At 43.8% G+C, this 23963-nt stretch carries 27 protein-coding genes; 20 read left to right on the top strand and 7 right to left on the bottom strand.

The features are described 5' to 3' along the window. Positions 1 to 83 precede the first annotated feature (83 nt). The 3 genes from FTV48_RS06900 (at position 84) to FTV48_RS06890 (ending at position 4223) form a co-directional block, all read left to right on the top strand. Entirely contained in the window at positions 84 to 1289 is a 1206-nt protein-coding gene (locus FTV48_RS06900) for an acetyl-CoA C-acetyltransferase (protein WP_100354774.1), read from the top strand. A gap of 296 nt (positions 1290 to 1585) precedes the next feature. Further along, on the top strand, positions 1586 to 3721 hold the full coding sequence (locus tag FTV48_RS06895; protein ID WP_074383496.1) for a 3-hydroxyacyl-CoA dehydrogenase NAD-binding domain-containing protein: 2136 nt from the start codon (positions 1586 to 1588) through the stop codon (positions 3719 to 3721). 160 nt (positions 3722 to 3881) lie between these two features. After that, positions 3882 to 4223, top strand: a complete 342-nt coding sequence (locus FTV48_RS06890; RefSeq protein WP_034608399.1) for a hypothetical protein — start codon at positions 3882 to 3884, stop codon at positions 4221 to 4223. 70 nt (positions 4224 to 4293) lie between these two features. Here FTV48_RS06890 and FTV48_RS06885 read toward each other — a convergent pair whose 3' ends face one another. Both FTV48_RS06885 and FTV48_RS06880 read right to left on the bottom strand, forming a co-directional pair. Beyond that, positions 4294 to 4725, bottom strand: a complete 432-nt coding sequence (locus FTV48_RS06885) for a GNAT family N-acetyltransferase (RefSeq protein ID WP_005169487.1) — start codon at positions 4723 to 4725, stop codon at positions 4294 to 4296. Next, positions 4719 to 5942 (bottom strand): SAM-dependent methyltransferase, encoded by a 1224-nt coding sequence (locus tag FTV48_RS06880; protein WP_005169484.1) that lies wholly within the window; start codon positions 5940 to 5942, stop codon positions 4719 to 4721. The genes FTV48_RS06885 and FTV48_RS06880 overlap by 7 nt, the downstream gene beginning before the upstream one ends. Positions 5943 to 6045: 103 nt before the next feature. Between FTV48_RS06880 and FTV48_RS06875 the strand changes: the two genes are divergently transcribed. From FTV48_RS06875 to FTV48_RS06865, 3 genes are all read left to right on the top strand, one after another. After that, on the top strand, positions 6046 to 6690 hold the full coding sequence (locus tag FTV48_RS06875) for a hemolysin III family protein (protein ID WP_005263655.1): 645 nt from the start codon (positions 6046 to 6048) through the stop codon (positions 6688 to 6690). A 142-nt stretch (positions 6691 to 6832) separates the two neighbouring features. Then, a complete protein-coding gene (locus FTV48_RS06870) occupies positions 6833 to 8140 on the top strand; it encodes an MFS transporter (RefSeq protein WP_074383499.1) in 1308 nt (435 codons plus the stop codon). Between the two features lie 130 nt (positions 8141 to 8270). Next, complete coding sequence (locus FTV48_RS06865; RefSeq protein ID WP_100357973.1) at positions 8271 to 8672, top strand: hypothetical protein; 402 nt, start codon at positions 8271 to 8273, stop codon at positions 8670 to 8672. A 24-nt stretch (positions 8673 to 8696) separates the two neighbouring features. Here the strand turns inward: FTV48_RS06865 and FTV48_RS06860 are convergent, their stop codons facing one another. Further along, positions 8697 to 9707 (bottom strand): metallophosphoesterase, encoded by a 1011-nt coding sequence (locus FTV48_RS06860; RefSeq protein ID WP_034608396.1) that lies wholly within the window; start codon positions 9705 to 9707, stop codon positions 8697 to 8699. A 101-nt stretch (positions 9708 to 9808) separates the two neighbouring features. Between FTV48_RS06860 and FTV48_RS06855 the strand changes: the two genes are divergently transcribed. Continuing rightward, complete coding sequence (locus FTV48_RS06855) at positions 9809 to 11443, top strand: phospholipase D family protein (protein WP_179999784.1); 1635 nt, start codon at positions 9809 to 9811, stop codon at positions 11441 to 11443. Positions 11444 to 11737: 294 nt separating this feature from the next. Here FTV48_RS06855 and FTV48_RS06850 read toward each other — a convergent pair whose 3' ends face one another. Continuing rightward, positions 11738 to 12544 carry a 1-acyl-sn-glycerol-3-phosphate acyltransferase gene (locus FTV48_RS06850; RefSeq protein WP_005169470.1) on the bottom strand — a complete coding sequence of 269 codons (807 nt, stop codon included), beginning with the start codon at positions 12542 to 12544 and terminating at the stop codon, positions 11738 to 11740. Between the two features lie 189 nt (positions 12545 to 12733). On the opposite strand from FTV48_RS06850, the gene FTV48_RS14915 reads away from it, so the two are divergent. The 8 genes from FTV48_RS14915 to FTV48_RS06815 all read left to right on the top strand — a co-directional run bounded on the left by FTV48_RS14915 (position 12734) and on the right by FTV48_RS06815 (position 17645). Continuing rightward, positions 12734 to 12865, top strand: a complete 132-nt coding sequence (locus FTV48_RS14915) for a hypothetical protein (RefSeq protein WP_005098021.1) — start codon at positions 12734 to 12736, stop codon at positions 12863 to 12865. A gap of 77 nt (positions 12866 to 12942) precedes the next feature. After that, positions 12943 to 14283, top strand: a complete 1341-nt coding sequence (hflX, locus tag FTV48_RS06845; RefSeq protein WP_179999783.1) for a ribosome rescue GTPase HflX — start codon at positions 12943 to 12945, stop codon at positions 14281 to 14283. A gap of 35 nt (positions 14284 to 14318) precedes the next feature. Then, entirely contained in the window at positions 14319 to 14690 is a 372-nt protein-coding gene (locus tag FTV48_RS06840) for a hypothetical protein (protein WP_005098027.1), read from the top strand. Positions 14691 to 14699: 9 nt separating this feature from the next. Further along, positions 14700 to 15374 (top strand): LrgB family protein, encoded by a 675-nt coding sequence (locus FTV48_RS06835; protein ID WP_005098028.1) that lies wholly within the window; start codon positions 14700 to 14702, stop codon positions 15372 to 15374. Positions 15375 to 15460: 86 nt separating this feature from the next. Beyond that, the gene (locus FTV48_RS06830) at positions 15461 to 15907 is read left to right on the top strand and encodes a DUF2147 domain-containing protein (protein WP_005098029.1); all 447 of its coding nucleotides are present in this window, start codon (positions 15461 to 15463) and stop codon (positions 15905 to 15907) included. Between the two features lie 183 nt (positions 15908 to 16090). Next, positions 16091 to 16540 carry a DUF2147 domain-containing protein gene (locus tag FTV48_RS06825; RefSeq protein ID WP_005098031.1) on the top strand — a complete coding sequence of 150 codons (450 nt, stop codon included), beginning with the start codon at positions 16091 to 16093 and terminating at the stop codon, positions 16538 to 16540. A 61-nt stretch (positions 16541 to 16601) separates the two neighbouring features. Beyond that, complete coding sequence (locus FTV48_RS06820; RefSeq protein ID WP_179999781.1) at positions 16602 to 17051, top strand: DUF2147 domain-containing protein; 450 nt, start codon at positions 16602 to 16604, stop codon at positions 17049 to 17051. Between the two features lie 147 nt (positions 17052 to 17198). After that, the gene (locus FTV48_RS06815; protein WP_179999779.1) at positions 17199 to 17645 is read left to right on the top strand and encodes a DUF2147 domain-containing protein; all 447 of its coding nucleotides are present in this window, start codon (positions 17199 to 17201) and stop codon (positions 17643 to 17645) included. A gap of 52 nt (positions 17646 to 17697) precedes the next feature. Here the strand turns inward: FTV48_RS06815 and FTV48_RS06810 are convergent, their stop codons facing one another. From FTV48_RS06810 to pdxA, 3 genes are read right to left on the bottom strand one after another with little or no spacing between them, the layout of a single operon-like run. Next, positions 17698 to 18543 (bottom strand): symmetrical bis(5'-nucleosyl)-tetraphosphatase, encoded by an 846-nt coding sequence (locus tag FTV48_RS06810; protein ID WP_179999777.1) that lies wholly within the window; start codon positions 18541 to 18543, stop codon positions 17698 to 17700. A gap of 6 nt (positions 18544 to 18549) precedes the next feature. Further along, positions 18550 to 19362: a 16S rRNA (adenine(1518)-N(6)/adenine(1519)-N(6))-dimethyltransferase RsmA gene (rsmA, locus tag FTV48_RS06805; RefSeq protein ID WP_005169455.1), complete on the bottom strand. Its 813-nt coding sequence runs from the start codon at positions 19360 to 19362 to the stop codon at positions 18550 to 18552. Between the two features lie 33 nt (positions 19363 to 19395). Beyond that, positions 19396 to 20364 (bottom strand): 4-hydroxythreonine-4-phosphate dehydrogenase PdxA, encoded by a 969-nt coding sequence (gene pdxA / locus FTV48_RS06800; RefSeq protein ID WP_074383506.1) that lies wholly within the window; start codon positions 20362 to 20364, stop codon positions 19396 to 19398. A gap of 305 nt (positions 20365 to 20669) precedes the next feature. Between pdxA and rplM the strand changes: the two genes are divergently transcribed. The 5 genes from rplM (at position 20670) to FTV48_RS06775 (ending at position 23594) form a co-directional block, all read left to right on the top strand. Then, positions 20670 to 21098: a 50S ribosomal protein L13 gene (gene rplM / locus FTV48_RS06795; protein WP_004281682.1), complete on the top strand. Its 429-nt coding sequence runs from the start codon at positions 20670 to 20672 to the stop codon at positions 21096 to 21098. 13 nt (positions 21099 to 21111) lie between these two features. Continuing rightward, a complete protein-coding gene (gene rpsI, locus FTV48_RS06790) occupies positions 21112 to 21498 on the top strand; it encodes a 30S ribosomal protein S9 (protein ID WP_005007735.1) in 387 nt (128 codons plus the stop codon). 337 nt (positions 21499 to 21835) lie between these two features. Continuing rightward, a complete protein-coding gene (locus FTV48_RS06785) occupies positions 21836 to 22489 on the top strand; it encodes a glutathione S-transferase N-terminal domain-containing protein (RefSeq protein ID WP_179999775.1) in 654 nt (217 codons plus the stop codon). A gap of 9 nt (positions 22490 to 22498) precedes the next feature. Then, entirely contained in the window at positions 22499 to 22927 is a 429-nt protein-coding gene (locus tag FTV48_RS06780) for a ClpXP protease specificity-enhancing factor (protein ID WP_005098047.1), read from the top strand. Between the two features lie 19 nt (positions 22928 to 22946). Then, entirely contained in the window at positions 22947 to 23594 is a 648-nt protein-coding gene (locus FTV48_RS06775; RefSeq protein ID WP_005169443.1) for a hypothetical protein, read from the top strand. Positions 23595 to 23963: the final 369 nt, after the last annotated feature.

The following is a 23963-nucleotide window of genomic DNA, read 5'->3' as shown; positions in this document are numbered from 1 at the left end:
TTCTCGTCATTGCACTTCAAAATTTAAGTATTACACTCGAGTCATTAGAATAATTTTCAGCAAATTAATAAAAGGGACATGCTATGAGCGAGGCATATATTATCGACGCCATTCGCACGCCACGCGGAAAAGGTAAAAAAGATGGATCTTTACATCAAGTCAAACCCATTTCATTACTGACTGGCTTACTTAACGAACTTCAGGCACGTCATCAATTTGATACATCAAAAGTCGATGATATTGTGCTGGGTTGTGTCACACCGATTGGTGATCAAGGCGCCGATATTGCCAAAACCGCGGCGATCGCAGCGGGTTGGGACAATGATGTCGCCGGTGTACAAATCAACCGTTTCTGTGCTTCCGGTCTGGAAGCTGTCAATCTGGCTGCACAAAAAGTCCGTTCTGGCTGGGAAGATCTGGTCGTTGCAGGCGGCGTCGAATCCATGTCCCGCGTAGCGATGGGTTCCGATGGCGGTCCTTGGGCACTAGATCCTGAAACCAATATGGCCTGTGATTTTATTCCGCAAGGTATTGGCGCGGACTTGATTGCCACGATTGACGGTTATAGCCGCACCGACGTAGACCAGTTTGCCGAGCAATCCCAGAAGAAAGCCGCTGCCGCACAAGCCAATGGTTATTTCAACGCTTCTGTTATCCCGGTCAAAGACAAGGCCGGTGTGGTGATTCTGGACAAAGACGAATTTATCAAACCGACCACAACTGCTGAAGGCTTAGGCAAACTCAATCCTAGTTTCGCGACCATGGGACAGATGGGCTTTGATGCCATCGCCCTACAAAAATATCCTGAAGTTGGCACGGTGAATCATGTGCATCATGCCGGGAATTCTTCCGGAATCGTCGATGGTGCAGCCGTGGTTCTCATCGCATCGGAACAAGCGATCAAAGAACAAGGTTTAAAACCGCGTGCCAAAGTACTGGCCACGGCGCTGGTCGGGGCTGATCCTACCATTATGCTGACCGGCCCTGCCCCGGCAGCACGTAAAGCTTTGGCTAAAGCTGGCTTGACGATTGATGATATTGACCTGTTTGAAGTCAATGAAGCTTTTGCTGCGGTGGTGATGCGATTTATTAGCGAACTCAATGTTGATCCAGCGAAAGTGAATGTGAATGGTGGTGCAATCGCTATGGGTCATCCATTGGGCGCAACAGGCGCGATGATTCTGGGAACTTTACTGGATGAGTTAGAACGCCAAGGCAAAAAACGTGGACTAGCCACACTGTGTGTCGGTGGCGGTATGGGCATCGCCACCATTATTGAATTGGTTTAACTCAAATATTTAAAGTGTTTGATTCACGTTTTAGTCATATGCAACCTGAGCAAAACCAAAGCACTGCTTTGGTTTTAGCGCAAGATCATTGTTTTACAAAATTAATAGATTTTGCGTATGACAATGGTTTTGCCTACTTTTGCTAAATGAGAAATACATTTCGTAAGGCAGGTCGAACTGAAGCTTAAACCAAGAATTTAGATGAATTTGGAAAGGCTCCGGAATAAGGAAAATTTCTAAAATCTAATCAGGATATTAATGCCAAATTCATCCCATTATGATCTGGATAAAAATTTATGAGCGCAATTCAATATCAAAAAACTGAAGATAATATCGTCATTCTGACCTTTGATTCTCCAAACCAGTCTGCCAATACCATGAATGCAGATTTTCGTAGCGCTTTGGCTGAAACCGTAGAAAAACTCAAAGCTGATGAAAATATTACTGGCATCATTTTCCGGTCTGCGAAAAAAACCTTCTTTGCCGGTGGCGATCTGGATGAACTGATTCAAGCTACACCTGAACATGCGACTGAATTCTTCAACATGATTGAAGAGATGAAAGCACAGATGCGTTATATCGAAACCCGCGGCATTCCGGTTGTGGCTGCACTAAATGGCACAGCACTGGGCGGTGGCTGGGAGATTGCTCTGTGTGCCCATCATCGTATTGCCTTGAATGACCCTAAAAGCAAGTTTGGCCTGCCTGAAGTCACACTGGGTTTACTACCCGGTGGCGGTGGTATTGTCCGTAGCGTGCGCCTGCTCGGCCTGCAAAATGCCTTTCCCTTGTTGATGGAAGGCAAACAGTTGGGTGTAGAGAAAGCCCGATCTTTAGGGCTGATTCACGATGTGGCAGACAATACCGATGAACTCTTAGACAAAGCCATTGTCTGGATCAAAGCCAATCCGAAGTCACAACAGCCTTTTGATGTAAAAGGCTACAAAATTCCGGGTGGTAGCCCTTCAACGCCAGCAGTTGCACAGATGCTGGCGATTGCCCCAGCGATGCTGCGTGATAAAACCAAAGGTTGCTATCCTGCACCTGAAGCAATCATGTCGGCAGCGGTAGAAGGTGCTCAGGTCGATGTCGATACGGCGCTGACCATTGAATCGCGTTACTTTACTTATCTGGCCACCGGTCAGATTTCTAAAAATATGATCGCTACTTTTTGGCATGGATTGAATGCGATCAAATCCGGTGCCAGCCGTCCCCAAAAGGTTGCGAAATGGAAAGCCACTAAAGTTGGCATTCTGGGCGCAGGCATGATGGGTGCAGGCATTGCTTATGTGACTGCCAGCAAAGGCATTCAGGTTATTTTAAAAGACATTTCGATTGAAGCGGCTGAAAAAGGTAAAGCTTATAGCCAGAAACTGCTGGATAAAAAAGTAGCTCAAGGACGTTTATCTGCTGATCAACGAGATCAGGTTTTAAGCCTGATTCAAGCGACTGCATCCAATCAAGATCTGGCCGGTTGTGACCTGATCATTGAAGCGGTGTTTGAAAATCCCGCACTGAAAGCTCAAGTCACACAAGAAGCAGAACAGTATCTTGCCAGTCATGGCGTGATGGCATCGAATACTTCGACCCTGCCTATTATAGAGTTAGCCCAGGCTTCAAAAAATGATCAGAACTTTATCGGTCTGCATTTCTTTAGTCCGGTCGATAAAATGCAGCTGGTCGAAATCATCAAGGGGCAAAATACTTCAGCAGAAACACTGGCCAAAGCCTTTGACTTTGTCCAGCAGATTGGCAAATTACCGATTGTGGTAAATGACAGCCGTGGCTTCTTTACCAGTCGTGTCTTTGGTACGTTCGTTCAAGAAGGTTTGCGCCTGCTGGCAGAAGGCGTGCATCCGGCGCGGATTGAAATGGCTGCACTCAAAGCCGGTATGCCAGTCGGGCCATTGGCCATTCAGGATGAAGTGTCCTTGACCCTCTCCGAACATGTGGCCAATGAAAGATACAAAGTCTTAGAAGCACAAGGTCAGACCATCACCAAATCACCCGCAGATGAAGTCATTCACAGTATGATTCATGAGTTTAACCGTAAAGGTAAGGCTGCCGGTGCAGGTTTTTATGATTATCCAGAAAATGGTAAAAAGCAGCTCTGGACGGGTCTCAACCACTGGAAAAAAGAGGTTGATCTTTCTGAACAGGAAATGATGGATCGTTTCCTGTTTGTGCAGGCACTGGATACCGTGCGCTGTCTGGAAGAAGGCGTGCTGGAGTCTGTGGTCGATGCCAATGTCGGTTCCATTTTTGGCATTGGCTTTGCAGCCTGGACGGGTGGCGCGGTGCAATTCTTAAATCAGTATGGTCTGGCCAAGGCGCTGACCCGTGCCAAGGTACTCGAAAACAAGTATGGTGAACGCTTCAAAGCACCGCAACTCCTGAAAGACCGGGCAGCAGAAGGCCAGCCGATTCAATAATTTTGAGCTCTAAATAAAAAGAGGAACTGAGTTGCTCTTTTTATTTTCCGGATTTGGCTGAATCACTGGATACACTCGTCTAATGACAGATTTCGATCTGCTTTTTGATCAATTTATGTTATAAAGTTACATAAGTTTGATATCCACGTGGGTAAGACCTATGACTGATCACAGTTCACCTGAAAAATCCCCTTGGGGTTGGAAAGCACTTATTATCTTCTGTATTTTAGGTGGATTATTCATGTTTATTTTTTGGCTTGCGGTGACGAATGAACCGGATTACATGCCAAGCCAGCAAAATAAACAAACCACCCAGCAGCATGCTTTTAAAAATGCACCGACCATGTCTCCTGAAGCAATTGCGAAGGCTCAAGCAGATCGTGAGGCACGTGCGACTGCCAATACGGCTCATTCCGATACAACAGCGAATGAACATAATATGTCAACTGAAGAACATGCCAATATGGAGAGTGCCGAGCATAGCTCAGCGCATGGCCACTGATCTTGATTCAGTAAGGGCGTAAAAAAGCGAGGTCAATGCCTCGCTTTTTTGTATCTCAATAACTAAAAAATTAAAGGTTTAAATACATATTAATATGCGGGATGCCGCAATCCAGATAGTCTTCGCCCTGAACCTTAAAACCCAATGCCTGATAAAAACCGATGGCATGTACTTGCGAAGACAGTTTTAAATCTTTTCGATGATCTGCTTTGGCATAATCGATAATCGCCTGCATCAATTGCTGCCCGATCTTCAAGCCACGATGTGGCTTTAACACTGCAACACGACCTACACTGTTATTCGCCAGCAATCTTGCAGTGGCTATCGCATGCCCCTTTTCATAGACCACAAAATGGATGGAAATGGCATCTTGCTCATCCCATTCTTCTTCAGCAGCGATATTCTGTTCTTGAATAAACACGGCTTCGCGAATGGTTTTGGCATGCTTCGCTAAATCCTCCCAACCACCCGAAACAATTTTAAGCTCTGAATCCTTTAGCATTTAGAACCAATCCCCTGCTGATCCCACTGATTATTCAATAACAATTCCAGTGAATGTTTTTGGATAGCGTACATTTCTTTCAAGTCCTGAATCTGTTTCAAGACCTCCTGATCGGGTTGTTGGTAATCTTTGCGTTTCGTCGCCAGAATCATTTTATTTTTACTGGTATGTTCCAGTGCCACAAACTCAAAAACTTTGGTTTCATAACCATAGGCTTTCAGCAATAACGCACGAATGGTATCGGTCAGCATTTCTGCCTGTTGACCGGCATGAATACCAAATTGCAGCATCGGACTCAGCACTTTTGGCGCCTGTAACTGTGGGCGCAATTCCTTATGGCAACATGGCGCACACATGATCATCTGTGCATTCAGGCGAATACCGCTGTGAATCGCAAAATCCGTTGCCACATCACAGGCATGCAAAGCAATCATTACATCCAGACGTTTCGGTGCATAAGTACGCACATCGCCCTGAAAAAAGTCGAGCTGATCAAAGCCAGATTGTTGCGCGACCTTTTGGCAGAACTCGACCATTTTCGGATTCAGTTCCACCCCTGTAACCCACGGCGTCTCACCATGTTTTTGCATATAGTCATATAAAGCACAGGTCAGATAGCCTTTACCGGAGCCAAAATCCACCACACGCAGACCTTCGACTTGTGGCTTGAGTTGCGCCAATGCACCCGAAAAAATCTCGACAAATTTATTAATCTGTTTCCATTTACGCGCCATGCTCGGAATGATCTGCGCGTTATGATCGCTGATGCCGAGATGCTGTAAAAAGATGCTGTCCTGATCAACATAACGTTGTTTAATCCGGTCATGACCCTGTTCAGCGGACTTGACCTGAAGCGTCGAGTTTTTGTTTTTAGTACGGGTCAACATGGCTTTTTTCTTGTTTTTTTTCAGCTGTAATTCTTCATCTAGCGTCATTAAATTGGCTTGCTTGCAACATGCTAATAATACTGTCACCTGTGCCAGTGCATCCGCTAAAGGATAGTTTTTGGTGACATCCTGAGTTTTATGGCGATACAAACAGCTCAGTACTTTTTGCCCATTTAATGAAATGACTCGCAAGGTCATTTTCTCTAAATCCTGCAGTTCACCTTTATACTGGCTTAAGATCAGACGATCAAATTGATCACTTTCAACAGCTTGCTGAAATACATCTAAAAACTGCTGTTCTTGGTCTGAGAGAGTTGCCAACGTTGACATAGATAAAACCTGAAATGAATTGCCCCTCAAGTTTAAATCTTCTTAACCTAAAAGCAAAATTGAATTACTATACAAATGTATATTTTAAAGAAGAATGACAATCATGCAGAATGCGCCGCTGGTTCCAGATTATGATCACACTGAGGAACGAATTAATTATATCAGTCATGCTGTGGGTGCTGGACTATCGGTAATTGCTGGTATTCTTTTGATTATTAAAGGGTCTTATCTCAGTACTGGACAATGGATTGGACTTTGGGTCTATGCGCTGAGCATGATCTTGCTGTTCTCTGCGTCGATGCTCTATCACATGGCCACCTCAGCAGACCGTCGTTATTTTTATAAAAAAGTTGATCATACTGCAATTTATTATTTAATCGCCGGAACCTATACGCCTTTCCTGTCAATTGCCATTCCAACAGCCAAAGCCCAGTATTTATTGATTGCACTCTGGGTGATCGCCCTCATTGGTACACTGTTCAAGTTCGTTTTCATTCATCGTTTCCAGAAAATTTCTTTGGCGGCTTATCTGGCCATGGGCTGGCTGGCGCTACTGGTGATGGATGATATGCAACAATATCTCAGTGCTCAATCTTTGACCTTTCTGATCATTGGCGGATTGGCTTATACCGTAGGTGCATTGTTTTACGCTTTAAAAAGAGTAAGATATACCCACGCTATCTGGCACATATTTGTATTGATAGGCGCAGGATCACATTTTCTGTCTATCTATCTTTACGTGATTTAATCATCTTCTTTTTCATTTCAGTGACCCTGAGCGAGTTAAAGCGAGAAGATTGCAGTTGTTTTTTTAAAAAATTACGCCTTTTTTAAAAAGATTACGCTTTTAAAACTAAGCTTTTTTATTTTTAGTAAGTGTAAGGTTCTTCATGGCGTCGTCTAATTCTGCTGCTCAGCCAGCACAAAATTCAAAATTTCGCGTTTTAACCGCGAGCTTGGTCGGTACTACAATCGAGTTCTTCGATTTTTATATCTATGCCACTGCTGCTGTCATTATTTTTCCATATCTGTTCTTCCCTGCAAGTACAGATCCGATGACTGCCACCATTCAGTCGCTTGCCACTTTCGCCATTGCCTTTATTGCCCGCCCGATTGGTGCGGCACTCTTTGGTCATTTGGGTGACCGGATCGGGCGAAAAGCCACATTGGTCGCTGCCTTGCTGACCATGGGTATTTCCACCGTTGCGATTGGCCTCTTGCCCACTTATGCGCAAATCGGGATTGCTGCACCACTCTTGCTTGCACTCTGTCGTTTAGGTCAGGGCTTGGGGCTGGGTGGTGAATGGTCAGGTGCAGTACTTCTTGCCACCGAGAATGCACCTGAAGGTAAACGTGCCTGGTATGGCATGTTCCCGCAACTGGGTGCTCCAATCGGCTTTATTCTGGCAACAGGTTCTTTCCTGACGTTGGGCGCTTTCATGTCTGAGGCTGACTTTATGGCTTGGGGCTGGCGTATTCCATTTATCTCAAGTGCCTTGCTGGTGATTGTCGGTTTATGGATTCGTTTAAAACTGCATGAAACCCCGGCATTCCAAAAGGTGCTAGATAAACAAAAAGAAGTGAACATTCCATTTGTTCAAGTCTTCAAAAAACATTCTCGCATGCTGGTACTCGGCACCATCGCTGCAATCTGTACCTTCGTGGTGTTCTACCTCACCACAGTATTTGCATTGCAATGGGGTACTAAACAGCTAGGTTATTCTCGTGAAGAATTCCTGCAATTGCAGTTGGTTGCAACCCTATGTTTTGCTGCCTTTATCCCACTTTCTGCAGTATTGGCCGAGAAATTTGGCCGTAAAACCACCTCGATTGCAGTCTGTGTTATCTCTGCCATCTTCGGGATTTTCTTTGCAGATATGCTGGAATCTGGCAGCACGCTGGTGGTATTCCTGTTCTTGTGTATTGGTCTGGCGATCATGGGCTTAACCTATGGGCCAATCGGCACTGTATTGTCTGAAATATTCCCGACTTCAGTACGTTATACCGGTTCTGCATTGACCTTTAACCTGGCAGGCATCTTTGGTGCATCCTTTGCTCCGCTGATTGCCACCAAACTGGCAACAACTTATGGTCTGTCTGCAGTCGGTTATTACCTGACCGCAGCATCAATCCTGTCACTGATTGCATTTCTGTTGATTCGTGAAACCAAGAATGATGATGTAAATAATCAAATTTAAAGTCTTAGTTTGATTTAAAAGCCAGCATTCGATGCTGGCTTTTTTATGATTTCACAACAAAACTCTGCTACTTATCTCATTAAATTTGCTCAACAATCAAATGGACTCAACCAGACAATGAGGCAAGGCAATGCAGGAACTTATTGAATCCCTAACCCAGGAACAGTTGGTCAATATTATTATTTTGCTGGAAGATGATAAAAAAATAGAGGCTGTTCGCTATATCACCGAGCACACGACCTTGGATGAAATCCAGGCGCTGCAAGTGATTGAGGAAATTGTCCGTGAGCACGATGTGGTCATGAAAACTGAAAGCACAGGACCGCGCTTTAGTGATGATGCGGGTGAGATTGACCTGGTAACGCCTCCCCTTGAAATTCCGACCCATCCGAGCCTGAATACCCCCACAGAAGCTGAAATCACCGCACGACAATTACGCGAAGACGTCCCAACCCGAAAAATTGAAAATAAAATCTGGATTCTGGCAGCCATTGCAGTGCTGTTATTGATCCTGATCTGGATCATCAGTTAAAGCTGAACAGGACAATATCTCCATTTAGATCAGTTCAATAATATCAATGGTGGGTGGTACTCGAAAACGAAAAGGTACGCCGACCAAACCGGTGCCAACCGTGACAAACACATCTGCATGTTCATGACGGTACATGCCCTTCTTGTGCCCCAAAATTGATACTTTTTTCATGACATAATCGGTCAGCCAAGGCAATTCCACCTGTCCGCCATGGGTATGTCCAGCCAGCATGAGAGGACGTGTCGGCAATTTGGGAATCATATCCACCGTATCGGGATTATGCGACAAAATGACCCAAGGCTTGTCCTGAGGTAAATCTGGCAGACTGCGCATATCGGCTTTACCCGCCCAGAGATCGCCCACACCCAAGAGCCGAAATTCATCAAATTCGACAATTTGCCCTTCAATATCCATGACCTGATTGACTTGCAGTGCATAATGCAACAGTTCCTGAATCGGTGGTCCCGGATATTGCTCGTCATGATTGCCATTGACGGAATAGACTGGGGCATGAATTTCTTTTAAAACTGCCAGTTCTTGTGCCAGTTTATTTTCCGGCTCATAAGTCCAGTCTCCGGCCACCACCACCAAATCGGGTTGAACATGATTTAACTTATGCACAATTTGTCGCAACTGCCGTTCATGACCAGAAAACAGACCGATATGTAAATCTGCAATCAGGGCAATCCGGACGGGTTGCTTTAAGCGTTTATCCGCATTGATCTGATATTGTGTCGTTTTCACTTGAATTAAATGCGGCTCGATAAAGCGTGCATAACTCAAGACGGCGCTGATCAAAAATACAAAAACAGCTTCATGCAAGGAATAATAACCGCTCCATCCGGCATAAATACTGAAGAACACCAGTGGAACCAGTAAATAGGACAGGTAAAAAGCCAACAAATGACAAAATGCTTTAAATGGATGAATAGTCTCGGTACGAGATTGACTAGACCATGCCTGGTACACAGCCCAGATGGCCAGAATGGCCATGCCTAAATAAAAATAAAAAAGTACGGAACTGGTATCCCACATAGATTTGCCTTGTCGAGTCGAGAAGCTGATTACTGGCTTTATATTTATCTTTTCATAGCTGGCAATTATACTCAATTCTAATTTTTCATTCTTCGACTTATATGGCCACTGCTCCCCACGTTCAAGCTCATTCAAAATCTCCCAGCTTTTCATCAATTTATCGCTATAAAGCTGGGATTTTACTGAGCTGTAGCATGATCTTGGGTCTTCCTGCATGCAGTACTTTGCCCAAGCAAACTGAGCAGCCTAGCCAAATGGCATTTGAAACAGATACCTCACAAACCAGTTTGGCGCAAATTGTTGAACCTTTACGTGAACAGAACATCGGCCTGACCGGTTATCGTGTGCTCTATGACCCACTCGAAGCACTGGGTGCGCGTATCCAGCTGATTAACAAGGCCGAGCGTAGTCTGGATCTACAATATTATATTTGGGACAATGACCGGATTGGCACCCTTGCCCTGCATGCGATTATTCAGGCGGCAGATCGTGGCGTAAAAGTGCGGCTGCTAATGGATGACAATAATGCCAAGAAAATGGAAGGCATTTATCTGGCCTTAAACCAGCATCAGAATATCGATGTCAAACTGTATAATCCCTACCGTTTTCGAAAATATCGTGCCATGGACATGGTGCTGGATTTAAAGCGTATTAATCGCCGCATGCATAATAAAAGTTTTATTGCCGACAACCAGATTGCCCTGATTGGTGGACGCAATATGAGTAACCAGTATTATAATGTCAGTGAAATTTATCAGTTTTCCGATGTCGATGTGATGCTGGTCGGTGCCGCCTCAGATGAGATTATCCATTCCTTCGATGAATACTGGAATGATGATTATGCCTATCCGGTGCAACAGATTGTCAATCCGCGCCATCATGGCTTACGCTTTCCAAGCCTGAAGCAACAACTGGAAAAGCACAGTCAGGATCAGGCCACACAGAATTATCTGGATCTGGCCAATCGTTCCAGAGCATTTGATCAATGGCTGGAACAAAACATTCAACTGGATTGGGTCGAAGCCGAAGTGGTCAAAGATCCTCCAAGCAAAATCAAGGCCAAGGCCAAAGCCGAAGAACATCTCAACTTCCAGTTATTACAACATCTGGAAAAACCTGAACAAAGTGTTGATATTGTCTCTGCCTATTTTGTTCCGGAAAAAATTGGCGCAGATCGTTTAAAAAAACTGGCGGATGAAAATATCGAGGTCCGTGTCTTGACCAATTCGTTTAAAGCCAATGATGTTGCCGTGGTACATGCCTTTTATGCCAAATATCGTCAGGATTTATTAGAAAATGATGTGCAGCTGTATGAGTTTCTTGCAGCGCCAGATGCCGATCATCTCAATGCCAATACAGCGGAAATTTCCAAAAAAGCCAAAGTCAGCCTGAAAGGTTTAAGCCGCTCCAGCCTGCATGCCAAGCTAATGGCAATCGATCAAAAACAGGTGTTTATTGGTTCTTTTAACTTTGATCCACGTTCTGCCTATCTCAACACTGAAATTGGTGTCTTACTGAATAGTCCCTCTTTAGCACAGGCAGTGCACCAAACCATGGATCAGAACTTAAGTAAATATGCCTATAAACTGGTGCTGGATGCCAACCAGAATATTAACTGGAAAATCAAGAAAGCCAATGGAGAGGTTAAAACCTTCACCAAAGAACCCGGAATAAAATGGTACCAAAAAGCTGGACTCAAACTGGTGTCATGGTTACCAATCGAAGGGTTTATGTAAGTGACAAACAGCTTGAGTTGAACTATTTAAAATAGCCTCTTCTTTAACGCTGCCTGCTTCTAGTGGATTTACCCAAGTTTCAAAGATACGAGTGTGGCAAGGATGTCACATATTATCTATCACGACAGGACGTCGTGTATGGCTAATAAAGACTTTTACCTACTTTGGGTCTGTCAAAAGTAGAGTTTTGCCAACACAAAGCCATTTAAATGTTTAAAGCAAAGATGAGGCTATACACGTCTATTCCCAAGAATAGATATCAAATGCCTAAATTTCTCATCCAGTTGTTTTTTATTAAGTCTTTTCTAGTACACGCGATTGCAACTCCACCAAGCCAGCCTGCATGGTTTGCTGTACCACACGGGTCAGGCTTTCAACAGTGTGCCCCTCAGTCGCGATTGCAGGTAAAGCCACTAAATGTGCAATCACTTGTGGCATTTCCAGTACTTTTTTGACATGGGCTGCAAAACTGATGTCATTGATAAACGGCGCAACCACATCGAGGTCGCCCTGCTGATTCACATAACAAATCAGGCAAATTTGCACAGGACGCTGTGCCTCAATCGCAGCACCCAAAATCCGGCCGTGTACTTTTTTAATGGCTCGCCCATCTGAAGTGGTGGCTTCAGGAAAAAATAATACGGGAATATTCTGTTTTAAAAATCCGGTAATCTGTTCGCGGATACGCACCGAATCACCAGAACCACGTTTGATAAATAAAGTGCCGCCACCTTTGGCCAATTTACCCAGAATTGGCCAGTTTTCAATTTCTGCTTTGGCCAGAAAAAATACGCGTGCCCCTGAACCTAAAACTGCAATATCGAGCCAGGACACATGGTTACTCACCCATAAAGCGGGTTCGCGCGGAATTTCACCGTGCACCTGGACTTCTATATTGAATACTTTGCACAACTGTCGACAAAAATGTTGCACATAACGGGTATTGGTTGGATTGTTCGGATTTTTGTATAAACCGTGACGGAAAACCAAATAGAACCCTTCACTGATAACAGCCAGTGAAGCTGTTACTTTTCGCATATAAAGCCAGAATTTTGCCAAGCCATGTCGGTGAGATGTTTGATCTTGTACAGTTGGGTTCATAAAAACGTCACTAAATCCTAAGCTAGATACAGGGAATATCCACGAATTAAACTCATTCTATACTGTTCATTCGCAACATGCATTGATAATAAAAACCGACCAATAAGATCTATATCTTCAATTTTAATTGGATTAATGAATCATTTAGAATAAAAACATCGGAATATTGGATCAAAAAGGATCGCTGCCATGCCAGATCAAACCCAGCCTGCGAATGAAAAGCTTCAGCCTTTACAAGTGCTCAAATATATTTTGGGTGGTACCTGTATCTATGCCGCTGTACTGGTAACACTTGCACAACTGTTTGTCACCGCACTTTAAACCAAAGCCGCGCTAATTCAGTATCTGCCTCGCTCTTTTTCAACTACACTAAAGCTTTCAAGTGGAGATTGGCCTGAGTGGAATATTTAGAACAACATCGGGGGAAAGAACGCGTCATTCTGGTGAGTGTCAGCGTACAAATGCTGGATGACCTTGATGCTGAAGAGTTTAATCTGCTGGCGCAATCTGCAGATGCCGAAATTCTGGAACATATTCATGCTCAACGCGTCAAACCGGATGCCAAATTTTTTATCGGGTCAGGCAAAGCAGAAGAAATCGCCGAACGCGTAGAAGAACTGGACGCCAATCTGGTCATTGTTGATCATGCCCTGACACCGGCTCAGGCCCGCAATCTGGAACAGGTCATCAAGTGCCGTGTGGTCGATCGTACCGAACTGATTTTAGATATTTTCGCCCAGCGTGCCCGTACCTATGAAGGCAAGCTGCAAGTCGAACTGGCACAACTGCAACATTTATCATCCCGCTTAATTCGCAGCCGTGGCAATCTCGACAGCCAAAAAGGCGGCATTGGCTTGCGTGGCCCGGGTGAAACCCTGCTTGAAACTGACCGTCGTTTACTGCGTATTCGCATGGGACAACTGAAAGCCAAAATTGATAAAGTCCGCCAGACCCGAATGCAAGGTCGTATTGCCCGTCAAAAAGCAGCTGTCCCCACTGTGTCTTTGGTCGGTTATACCAATGCCGGCAAATCGACCCTGTTTAACCTGCTGGCCAAGAGTGATGTCTATGCAGCCGATCAGCTTTTTGCCACCTTGGACCCGACTTTAAGACGTCTGGAATGGGATGGCATCGGTAATCTGGTACTGGCAGATACGGTGGGTTTTGTTCGCAATCTTTCCCACTCGCTGGTTGAATCCTTTAAGGCGACCCTGGAAGAAACCGTAGAAGCTACCCTGTTGCTGCATGTCATCGATTCAAGTAGTCCAGAAATGCTGGAGCAGATTGAAGCAGTTGAAAAAGTCCTGAAAGAAATTGGTGCCGATGTTCCGATCCTGCAGGTTTACAATAAAATTGACTGTAGCGGCGATGAGGCCAAAATTATTTATCGACGCCCGGGCGAGCCAGAACGTGTCTATGTTTCAGCACATAGTGGCGAAGGTATCGACCTGCTGCGTAAAGCGGTACATGAAGCCCTGATGGGACAATTGCAATCCTTTGACCTGATTCTGAAACCCGCCTACGGCAAGCTGCGCAACCAGCTTTATGGTTTAAATGTAATCCAGTCAGAACATTATGATGATGAAGGTCAGCTGCATTTACATATTCGGATTGCAGCACAAAAACTGGAGCAGCTGATTAAACAGGCGCATTTACCTTTAGATGAAATTTTGGGAAAACAGGCGCAGCAGTTTCAACGTCCACTGGAAGCGTTTGAAATCCGGTCAAAGATCGAGTAAAACTTGATAAGTAAACTTAATAATTGATCATACGAATGAACTGGATAAAACGAATAGACTGGCCAGCATGGATCGGCACCCTGTTACTTATTATTGTCTTTCGGGAAGCATCCGTCTGGCTCATGACCCAGCTGGATCATCCTGAATTGGGCAATCTGGTAGGGTTACTCAGCTTATTGATTGCCCTTTTTACCTGGCGCTATTTCGGTAAACTTCCCGCTCGTCTCGTAGACACCAATAACAAGCTGATGAAGGAAAGCGCCTTTGCTTTCCTGCCTGTCAGTGCAGGTGCACTGATGATGCTGGTCCATATGGGCCAGAAAATTCCGGCATTTTTGTTCATCATGTTTTTCAGCACCCTGATTCCTTTATGGATTTACGCCAAAATGGCCAAGCGCTGGTTATAGGAGTACCGCATGTTATCTATTTTATATGGCTTTGCGGTCACGCTGATGGCCTATCTGATTGCCAAACCCTGTAACCGGATCATCCCGCAAATTCCTGTCATCGTATTTAGCATGTTCTTTGTGCTTGCAATTTTATTTGTGCTCGGGATTCCTTATCAAAATTACATGGATCAAGTGAATCCGCTCTTCAATCATTTACTTGGCTATGTGACCGTCGCCCTGGCCATTCCACTGGCTGCAATGCGCTATGATGACTTACCACTAAAAGCGATTATCGGTATCTTGGTTTTTGCCAGTATCAGTGCTGTCGCCCTACCAATGGGACTTGCATATCTGCTGCATATGTCTTCCGCAGATATTATGGCTTTCGCGACTCGGGCGGTGACGACACCCATTGCGATTAATATCGCCACCTTGCTGGATGCTCCAATCAGTATGGTGATTCTGATTGTGATTCTTTCCGGAGTGATTGGCGCAGCATTTTCACCGTTTATCCTGCGGCATATCAATGATGAACGTGCTTCCGGACTGGCCTTAGGATTGGCAGCACATGCGATTGGTACAGCTCAGGCCTGGCAGCGTGGCAGTGTTGCGGGACGTTATGCCGCTTTCGGTATGGCAGTCAATGCGGTGTTTACTGCCATCTGGCTGCCTACGTTTATACTTTATTTGCAAAAAATGTGACTAGTGAATCATTTTAATTGTTTGTTTTGTGCTTTAATCGTTCCTAATATACAAACATAAAACAATTTTATTCAAGGAACAGAAATATGAAAAAGGTTCAATTATTCTCGGCTTTACTTTTAACCTCTTTCAGCCATCTGGCCTTAGCTTCGGATCTGTCAGGGACATGGCGCAATATCGATGATAAAACCGGTTCACCTAAAGCATTCCTGGAAATTCGCGAAACAGCTACAGGCACTTATACGGCCAAAATTACCAAAATCACGCCGCGCCCGGGCTATACCCCAAAAGAAAATTGTGTCTCTTGTCCTGCACCTTATACCAATAAACCGATTCTTGGACTGGATGTACTGACAGGCCTGAAGCACACCGGCAATAATAACTTTGCTCAAGGCAAACTACTCGATCCATTATCCGGGAATGTGTATAGCACCAAGGCAAAATTAAGCAGTAATGGTAAACGTCTGACTTTACGCGGCTATGTAGGCGTTTCGGCCCTGGGTCGCAGCCAGACCTGGATTAAACAGGATTAATTCATACTCTATTGAATAAAATGTGATGAGTTTAAAATTTAGCAGAGAGAAGCTTGCATTTTCATACATTAAGTTGTATGAATATTGAACATATGCTTTTCTCATGGATTATGAAAGTATAATAAGTAGAATTTACATAATATGTATCAAATGGAATTTGATGCGTTGTCATAAGGATATCGTATGCAGAAAATTGCAATTTTAGGTGTATTTACAGCCTCTATAGTCACCTGCTCCATGGCATTTGCGCAGGAGTTATCGGGTTTCTGGCAACAGATTGACGATAAAACCGGCTCACCTAAAGCACTGATTGAAATGAAAACTCAGGCAGATGGTTCTTATACTGGGAACATTCACAAAGTTACACCGCGACCAGGCTATACGCCACGGGAAAAATGTATAAAGTGCCCACCCCCATATACAGACAAACCGATTTTAGGACTAGAGATCATTAAAGGGCTGAAACCAACCAGCAAGAATAACTATGGACATGGTCAAATACTCGACCCTTTAACTGGCAAAATTTATGATTTAAAAGGGCGGATTTCTGCCAATGGGAAACGACTGACTCTACGTGGATACATTGGGATATCTGCCATCGGCCGTACACAAACCTGGATTCGCCAGGATTAATAAAGCAGCACATTTGTGTTGGAGATATTTTATTTCATCTATAAAAAAAAGGATAAATATAATGAAACAATCTAAATTAGGATTAATATTCATCGCTGCCATGATGACTGGCACTGCGTATGCACAGGACTTAACAGGCACCTGGCAACAAATTGATGACAAAACCGGTTCACCAAAAGCAGTGATTGAAATTCGCCAAAATGATAACGGTACCTTTGCCGGAAAAATTATCAAAGTTACGCCACGTCCGGGCTATACCCCACAGAAAACCTGTAATAAATGTCCTGCTCCCTATACCAATCAACCTATTCTGGGCATGGATGTATTGACTGGCTTAAAACATGTGGAAGGCACCAACAATTATGAAAAAGGTAAAGTGATTGATCCATTGGCAGGTAAAATTTATGATGCTCGAGTGCGTCTGAATGCTAATGGTAAACGTTTAACCTTGCGTGGTTATGTCGGTGTGTCCGCCTTAGGTCGTAGCCAGACCTGGATTCGTCAGGATTAGTATCCAATTCTCAATATTAATAAAAGCTGCCAACTTGGCAGCTTTTTTTAGTGTATTAACTCTATAGTATTCAGATAAGTGTTGACTATTTTAGTAAGATTTCTAACATGAGCGGGCGATGATAAAAATTCTTTGGAATGACTCTCTATGTTTAAAAAAATATTACTTGCTGCGCTTACAGCAGGATGTATGACCAATCTTTGGGCAGACGATATTACTGGGACCTGGAAACAAATTGACGACAAATCAGGGTCAGTCAAGACCATTATCGTTATTACTAAAGAAGCAAATGGTACTTACTCAGGTAAAATTGACAAAGTTACTCCTCGCCCAGGTTATACCCCACGTGAGAAATGCAATAATTGCCCGGCACCTTATACTAATCAACCTATTTTAGGCATGACAATTATCAAGGGCTTAAAACATGTTAAAGGCACCAATAACTATGAAAAAGGTAAAGTGATTGATCCTTTAGCAGGTAAAATTTATGATGCAAAAATGCGTTTAAACAACACTGGCAAACGTTTAACCCTGCGCGCCAGTGTAGGTGTTTCAGTTCTAGGCCGTAACCAGACCTGGATTCGTGCAGACTAAATTTTAAAACTAAAAAAGCCACGTAATCACGTGGCTTTTTTATGAAATGTGCTTACATCACCGGATTATCAACCGCGAACATCTGCTGATCTTCCAAGCGGAATGCCATCAGTTGATTGCCCCAAACACAACCGCCATCTACATTTTGAATCTTGTTTGAAATGGTTTTACCGTTCAAGGCGGCCCAGTGACCAAACAGAATCTGATGGCTTTGCGCTGCTAATGACTCAAATTCAAACCAGGGTTTAAATCCTTCCGGCATTGGATCATCCAGCGCATCTTTAAAGCTGTATTCCAGACGCCCCTCTGCATCAGTGAGACGCATTCGGGTCAAATAATTCACGATACAGCGAATACGCTCATGGCCCTTTAGCTGGTCTGACCACAGTGCGGGTTCTTTCCCAAACATCTCTTTCAAAAAATCATCCAGCACATCGAAGTCATCATTAGAAATGATGGCTTCAACTTCTTGTGCCAATTGAGCAGTTTTTTCTGCATTCCAGATATTCGGAATCCCTGCATGGGTCAGAATAGTCTGCTCATTTGGAAATAGACACAGCGGCTGTTTACGCAGCCAGTCAATCAGGTCATCGCTGTCGATGGCATCAATCACATCACGAACATTGTCTTTTTCTTTAATCGGCTTGATGCCGCGGGCATAGGCCAATAAAGTCAAATCATGATTACCCAAGACTGTTGCAGCCGATCCCTGTTCGGCCAGCTTCTTGATAAACCGCAGTGCAGCAATTGAGTTTTCACCTCGTGCCACCAAGTCTCCAGCAAACCAGATAAAGTCCTGATCTGCATCGAAGCGGATTTCTTTGAGCAGAGCTTTCAAGGCCTCAAAACAGCCTTGCACATCGCCAATTACATAATTATATCGAACAGTGCGGTTCATCGTTATTTAAGCCACCATTTGATCTGAAAGTGCAACAAACTGTTCAAGGGTCAGAGTTTCTGGACGTGCCATCGGGTCAACACCCGCTTTTTCAAAACCATCTTCAACCAGCATGCCTTTTAAGCTATTGCGCAAGGTTTTACGACGCTGGGTAAAGACATGAGATACCAGACGTGCCAGCGCTTTTTCATTTTTGGCCACAATCGGCTTGTCTGCATAAGGCTCTAAACGAAATACCGCCGAGGTTACTTTTGGTGGCGGATTGAAAGATCCCGGTGGTACTTCAAACAGGAAAGTCGGTTTGCAGAAATACTGGATCATGACTGACAAACGGCCATATTCCTTAGTATTTGGTAATGCGGTAATCCGATCAACCACTTCTTTTTGCAGCATGAAGTGCATGTCCTGCACTTTGCCACCAAATTCCAAAAGATGAAAAAGCAGGGGAGTAGAAATATTATAGGGCAAGTTACCAACCACGCGCAGCGGACGGCCTTCTTCAAATAATGTTGAATAATCAAAGCGCAGTGCATCGGCTTCAATAATGGTTAAACGTTCTGGATGTGGTACACGACCCGGCAGGCCCGCAGCCAAATCACGGTCAAGTTCGACCACAGTCAATGCATCACATTCACCAATCAAAGGTGAGGTCAATGCGGCCAGACCCGGCCCAATTTCCAGAATGTTCTGACCTGGACGTGGATTGACTGAGCGCACAATTTTGGCAATGACACGTTGGTCATGTAAGAAGTTTTGACCAAATCGTTTTCGAGCCTGATGCCCTTCTTCTTTTGGGTTTAAGGCATTAATTTGATACATAAAAACATTTCCAACGTGAGTGATGAACAATAATCAGTGGCGCGCCAGATCGAGGGCTAAATCGACAGCAACGTGCAGGCTGGAACTTTTCGCAAGTCCCGTACCCGCAAGGGAGAGTGCTGTGCCATGATCTACAGATGTACGAATAAAGGGTAAGCCGAGGGTAATATTAATGGCTTCACCAAAGCCCTGTGATTTTAACACAGGTAAGCCCTGATCGTGATACATCGCCAGAACCGCATCGGCATCTTTTAAGTTTTCCGGGGTAAATAAAGTATCTGCGGGCAAGCTTAAACTCATATTGATGCCTTGAGCACGGTAGCTTTCAAGTACCGGATTAATCACTTCAATTTCTTCCATACCCAAATAGCCACCCTCGCCTGCATGCGGATTGAGACCGCAGACCAAAATATGTGGATGTTCAATCTTAAATTTGGATTTCAGATCGTGAATCAGAATATCGATGACTTGATGCAAACGCTCTTTGCTAATCGCATCGGCAACGGCACGTAAAGGAAGATGCGTCGTTGCCAAAGCCACACGTAAAGTCTTGGTCGCCAGCATCATCACCACCCGCTCAACGCCTGCAAATTCTTGATAATATTCGGTATGACCGCTGAAATGGATGCCAGCTTCATTCATCACAGACTTTTGCACCGGTGCAGTTGCCACGCCGACACTTTTAGCTGACATGGCATAGTCCGCAGATCGTCGCAGTTGTTCTAATACATAAGCGGCATTGTTCGGGTTCAATTCACCTAATACCACAGGCCGATTGAGTGGCACATGTTCAACATACAGCTGACCTTTTTTTGAAGATGCGTCCTGTCCGGTATATTCAATCAACGCCACAGACAATTTCAATTGATCTGCACGGGCTTTCAGCATATTCAGATCGGCCAATACTATAATCGGACGTTCATCCACACGTTCTGCCAGACTCAGGCAAATATCAGGACCAATTCCGGCAGGTTCTCCGCTGGTGACATATAAAGGCAGCATCATCTTCTCAATTTGGCAAAGCTGAGAAATATTATAACCCGATCATATCCAGGCTGCAGCGATCATTGCAAAGCGTCCTTATAAATCAATATTTTGATACGATTGAAAGGATGGTTACAAATATAGTCATCGTTTTTGCGAGATATTCAGGTTTATGCCTTTCCTTATTTCAGGAGATTAGATAAAATACAGCGCTTGAAATTTCAATTTTCATTTGTGATTCTTCACGTATTCGTTTAGAATCGCGTCTCCTTTAGTTTGGACAGATTCCATAGTCCAAACCAACTATAATAGGTAGTGGTTTAATGAAAACTCTCAGCGCTAAGCCAGCTGAGGTTCAACACGACTGGTACGTTGTTGATGCTTCTGGCAAAACTTTAGGTCGCCTTGCGACTGAAATCGCTCGTCGTTTACGCGGTAAGCACAAGACTTCTTATACTCCTCACGTTGACACTGGCGATTATATCGTTGTAATCAATGCTGAAGAAATCACTGTGACTGGTAAAAAGTCACAAGATAAGAAATACTATCGCCACACTGGTTTCCCTGGTGGTATCCGTGAGACTAACTTTGAAAAGTTAATCGCTCACAAACCAGAAGCAGTTCTAGAAAAAGCTGTTAAAGGTATGTTACCTAAAGGTCCTCTTGGTTATGCAATGATCAAGAAAATGAAAGTGTATGCAGGTACTGAGCATCCACACGCTGCTCAACAGCCACAAGTTTTGGACATCTAAGGGATAACAGCACATGGCTACTAATTATGGTACAGGTCGCCGTAAGACCGCAACTGCACGTGTTTTCCTATCAGCTGGTACTGGTAAACTCGTAATTAACAACCGTACTCTTGAACAGTATTTCGGTCGTGAAACTGCTCGTATGGTGGTTAACCAACCTCTTGAGCTGCTTGAAGCAACTGAGAAATATGACCTTTACATCACTGTTGCTGGTGGTGGTATCGGTGGTCAAGCAGGCGCAATCCGTCACGGTATTACTCGTGCATTGATCGCTTCTGACGAGACTTTAAAACCTGCTCTTCGTCAAGCTGGTTTCGTTACTCGTGATGCTCGTGAAGTTGAACGTAAGAAACTTGGTTTACGTAAAGCTCGTAAACGTCCTCAGTTCTCTAAACGTTAATTCGTTTACCGAACCGGACAAAAAAGCCTTGGATTATTCCAAGGCTTTTTTTATAAGTATTCATTATCAATATTGAAGGATATTTTTGCGGTTATTGTTCATGTATATCTTTACCCCAGCCCCCGTCATGGCACCAAAATGATTTACTCAGATAATAATTTGCCACACCAATAACAATAAATAGCAGGATGATGAGCGGTTTAATAAGCATGCTGTTTTTCTCCAGATATTTTTCTTATAATCTACCTTGGCTCAAGCCGATTGATCTTTGATGCTTGGTGCTTTTTAGGTTGAATTTTAGTATCCTAGTCTATTCATTAGAACTTCATCAGGATTTATGTCAGTCGAAAGCGCGCCTCTTCAAGGAATTACCTTATATAGTCATGCCGATGACTTCCGTTCCCATTGGATTCGCTATGTGCTTGCCGAGAAGCAAATTAAATACAACCTGATTCTGGTAGATACAGATGACGAGGATCTGGCCAGTCTCAATCCTTATAATCAGTTGCCGATGCTGATCGAAAATGAACTCAAATTATTCAATACTTCAATTATTTCTGAATATGTAGATGATCGCTATCCTCAGAATAAACTGTATGCCGATGCGCCGATGCCGCGTGCGGAGCAACGTCAATACATCTGGCGCTTTGAAAATGACTGGCTACAACTGGCCGATATCATGTTACGTCATCCAGACACCCTAGATAAAAAAGCCAAAAACCAGGCACAGAAGCAGTTACAAGATATCCTGACCTCATTGATGCCACTATTCCAGCATTTTCCCTATTTTATGTCTGAACAATTCAGTATTCTGGATTGCATGTTGGCGCCAATTTTTATCCGCCTGAAACAGATGGGCATAGAATTACCGCAGCAGCAATGCCGTCCATTTTATTTATATTGCCAGCGAATTTTCAGCCGTCCTGCCTTTGCAAAATCTATGACATTGCAGGAAAAAAACCGTTATTCAGCACAAATCAAGAACCTGTAGAGAAACATCATGTCCGAACAAGAATTCAACCTTAGCCCTACTCGTCCCTATATGGCACGCGCAATCTATGAGTGGGTTTGCGATAACAATATGACGCCCTACTTGCTGGTCGATGCGACACGTCCAAATACCATGGTTCCTGAGCAGTTTATTAAAGATGGGCAGATTGTGCTGAATATTGTGCCTCATGCGGTACATGCGCTACATATGAGTAATGATGCAATTAGCTTCTCTGCTCGCTTTGGTGGTGTCTCTCGTGATATCTATGTCCCTATGGCAGCCGTACTCGGTATTTACGCACGTGAAAACGGCCAAGGTTTATTCTTTGATCCAAGTGAATATGAACATACACAAACCGATGAAGATGCTTTAAAATCAAGCACTGAAGAAAAACCTGAACAGCCAAAGAAAAAACCAACTTTAAGGTTATTAGATTAAAAAATAATGGAGCAAGTGAATGGCTTTTGATTTAGTACAATATTTTGTTGAACAGATAGAAACTCAAAAGCCTGAGCTTCTAAAAGACCATACGAAAGAAGAAAGACGAAAATATATAACTGAAATTAATGCCTTAACTTTAGGCAAACTGATTACCGAGTGGCGCAACAATCCACAAAAAATTTATAACGAAATTAATCATCCTGATGAATTATATATACTGGAAGTCGTGCGTCATCTGGCCACCCATTCGGAAAACCAGTCAGCTCTGGATCGAACTCAACTAGAACAAAGCACCTCGGAAATTTTCCATTTACAGCTCACTGAATTAAAACAGTTACATGATACCGGCAATCATAATCTTAACAGCATTCAAGAACTGCTCACCGGCCAGATTGAACATTTATCCGGTCAAGCAGATGATTGGGTTTGGACAACAAACAACCTAACAGAACTCAAAGGCTCTAAACCAATTGTACAAGAAGAGCTATCATTGGAGGCATCAATGAAGGAGTTTAATCAAATGGTAAGCCAGAATCATCAGCATCAAGATGTTGAAGACGTCGTTCTTGTAGAAACCCCAACATGGGCAAAGATTGTTGAACCCATCATCGCCATTGCAATTCTTTGGGTATTAATCGCAGCCGTAATGCGCGTATTTGGTTAAAATGAACTGCAATCAAAAACCAGCATTTTGCTGGTTTTTTTATTTGCCAAGATTTATAAGATCGGCCTATCAATTATTTTAGAGCAAACCCAAGATTCAAGATCTCCTATCACTCCTATAAGAACAACCCTCCTAAGAAAGTTTTGATCAGCTTTGAAATATAAATATATTTAAGCACTTCAATAAGTTTGAGAAGCTCTAGTAGTTTCAATATTGCTTATTAAAAGTTCTTAAAAATCCCGCACACAAAAAAACACCCCCCTGCTTATGCAGGGGGGTGTTTCGAATAATGAGCTGGCGATGACTTACTCTCACATGGGTAACCCCACACTACCATCAGCGCAAAGAGGTTTCACTTCTGAGTTCGGG

This window comes from Acinetobacter sp. YH18001 (genome assembly GCF_013416975.1).
Taxonomy (GTDB): Bacteria; Pseudomonadota; Gammaproteobacteria; order Pseudomonadales; family Moraxellaceae; genus Acinetobacter; species Acinetobacter pseudolwoffii.
Note: the sequence above shows the minus strand (reverse complement) of the source record. Positions and strands in the feature narration are given on the sequence as shown.

Excerpts from the sequence above, each read along its gene's own strand:
- FTV48_RS06880 (WP_005169484.1), bottom strand. The coding sequence starts at position 5,942 with ATGTCAACGTTGGCAACTCTCTCAGACCAAGAACAGCAGTTTTTAGAT.
- FTV48_RS06780 (WP_005098047.1), top strand. The coding sequence starts at position 22,499 with ATGTCCGAACAAGAATTCAACCTTAGCCCTACTCGTCCCTATATGGCA.
- FTV48_RS06840 (WP_005098027.1), top strand. The coding sequence starts at position 14,319 with ATGAACTGGATAAAACGAATAGACTGGCCAGCATGGATCGGCACCCTG.
- rpsI (WP_005007735.1), top strand. The coding sequence starts at position 21,112 with ATGGCTACTAATTATGGTACAGGTCGCCGTAAGACCGCAACTGCACGT.
- FTV48_RS06835 (WP_005098028.1), top strand. The coding sequence starts at position 14,700 with ATGTTATCTATTTTATATGGCTTTGCGGTCACGCTGATGGCCTATCTG.
- FTV48_RS06885 (WP_005169487.1), bottom strand. The coding sequence starts at position 4,725 with ATGCTAAAGGATTCAGAGCTTAAAATTGTTTCGGGTGGTTGGGAGGAT.
- FTV48_RS06820 (WP_179999781.1), top strand. The coding sequence starts at position 16,602 with ATGAAACAATCTAAATTAGGATTAATATTCATCGCTGCCATGATGACT.
- FTV48_RS06850 (WP_005169470.1), bottom strand. The coding sequence starts at position 12,544 with ATGAACCCAACTGTACAAGATCAAACATCTCACCGACATGGCTTGGCA.
- FTV48_RS06895 (WP_074383496.1), top strand. The coding sequence starts at position 1,586 with ATGAGCGCAATTCAATATCAAAAAACTGAAGATAATATCGTCATTCTG.
- pdxA (WP_074383506.1), bottom strand. The coding sequence starts at position 20,364 with ATGCTGCCTTTATATGTCACCAGCGGAGAACCTGCCGGAATTGGTCCT.
- FTV48_RS06830 (WP_005098029.1), top strand. The coding sequence starts at position 15,461 with ATGAAAAAGGTTCAATTATTCTCGGCTTTACTTTTAACCTCTTTCAGC.
- FTV48_RS14915 (WP_005098021.1), top strand. The coding sequence starts at position 12,734 with ATGCCAGATCAAACCCAGCCTGCGAATGAAAAGCTTCAGCCTTTACAA.
- FTV48_RS06865 (WP_100357973.1), top strand. The coding sequence starts at position 8,271 with ATGCAGGAACTTATTGAATCCCTAACCCAGGAACAGTTGGTCAATATT.
- FTV48_RS06900 (WP_100354774.1), top strand. The coding sequence starts at position 84 with ATGAGCGAGGCATATATTATCGACGCCATTCGCACGCCACGCGGAAAA.
- FTV48_RS06785 (WP_179999775.1), top strand. The coding sequence starts at position 21,836 with ATGTCAGTCGAAAGCGCGCCTCTTCAAGGAATTACCTTATATAGTCAT.
- FTV48_RS06855 (WP_179999784.1), top strand. The coding sequence starts at position 9,809 with ATGGCCACTGCTCCCCACGTTCAAGCTCATTCAAAATCTCCCAGCTTT.
- FTV48_RS06775 (WP_005169443.1), top strand. The coding sequence starts at position 22,947 with ATGGCTTTTGATTTAGTACAATATTTTGTTGAACAGATAGAAACTCAA.
- FTV48_RS06875 (WP_005263655.1), top strand. The coding sequence starts at position 6,046 with ATGCAGAATGCGCCGCTGGTTCCAGATTATGATCACACTGAGGAACGA.
- FTV48_RS06825 (WP_005098031.1), top strand. The coding sequence starts at position 16,091 with ATGCAGAAAATTGCAATTTTAGGTGTATTTACAGCCTCTATAGTCACC.
- FTV48_RS06860 (WP_034608396.1), bottom strand. The coding sequence starts at position 9,707 with ATGTGGGATACCAGTTCCGTACTTTTTTATTTTTATTTAGGCATGGCC.
- FTV48_RS06890 (WP_034608399.1), top strand. The coding sequence starts at position 3,882 with ATGACTGATCACAGTTCACCTGAAAAATCCCCTTGGGGTTGGAAAGCA.
- FTV48_RS06870 (WP_074383499.1), top strand. The coding sequence starts at position 6,833 with ATGGCGTCGTCTAATTCTGCTGCTCAGCCAGCACAAAATTCAAAATTT.
- FTV48_RS06810 (WP_179999777.1), bottom strand. The coding sequence starts at position 18,543 with ATGAACCGCACTGTTCGATATAATTATGTAATTGGCGATGTGCAAGGC.
- rsmA (WP_005169455.1), bottom strand. The coding sequence starts at position 19,362 with ATGTATCAAATTAATGCCTTAAACCCAAAAGAAGAAGGGCATCAGGCT.
- rplM (WP_004281682.1), top strand. The coding sequence starts at position 20,670 with ATGAAAACTCTCAGCGCTAAGCCAGCTGAGGTTCAACACGACTGGTAC.
- FTV48_RS06815 (WP_179999779.1), top strand. The coding sequence starts at position 17,199 with ATGTTTAAAAAAATATTACTTGCTGCGCTTACAGCAGGATGTATGACC.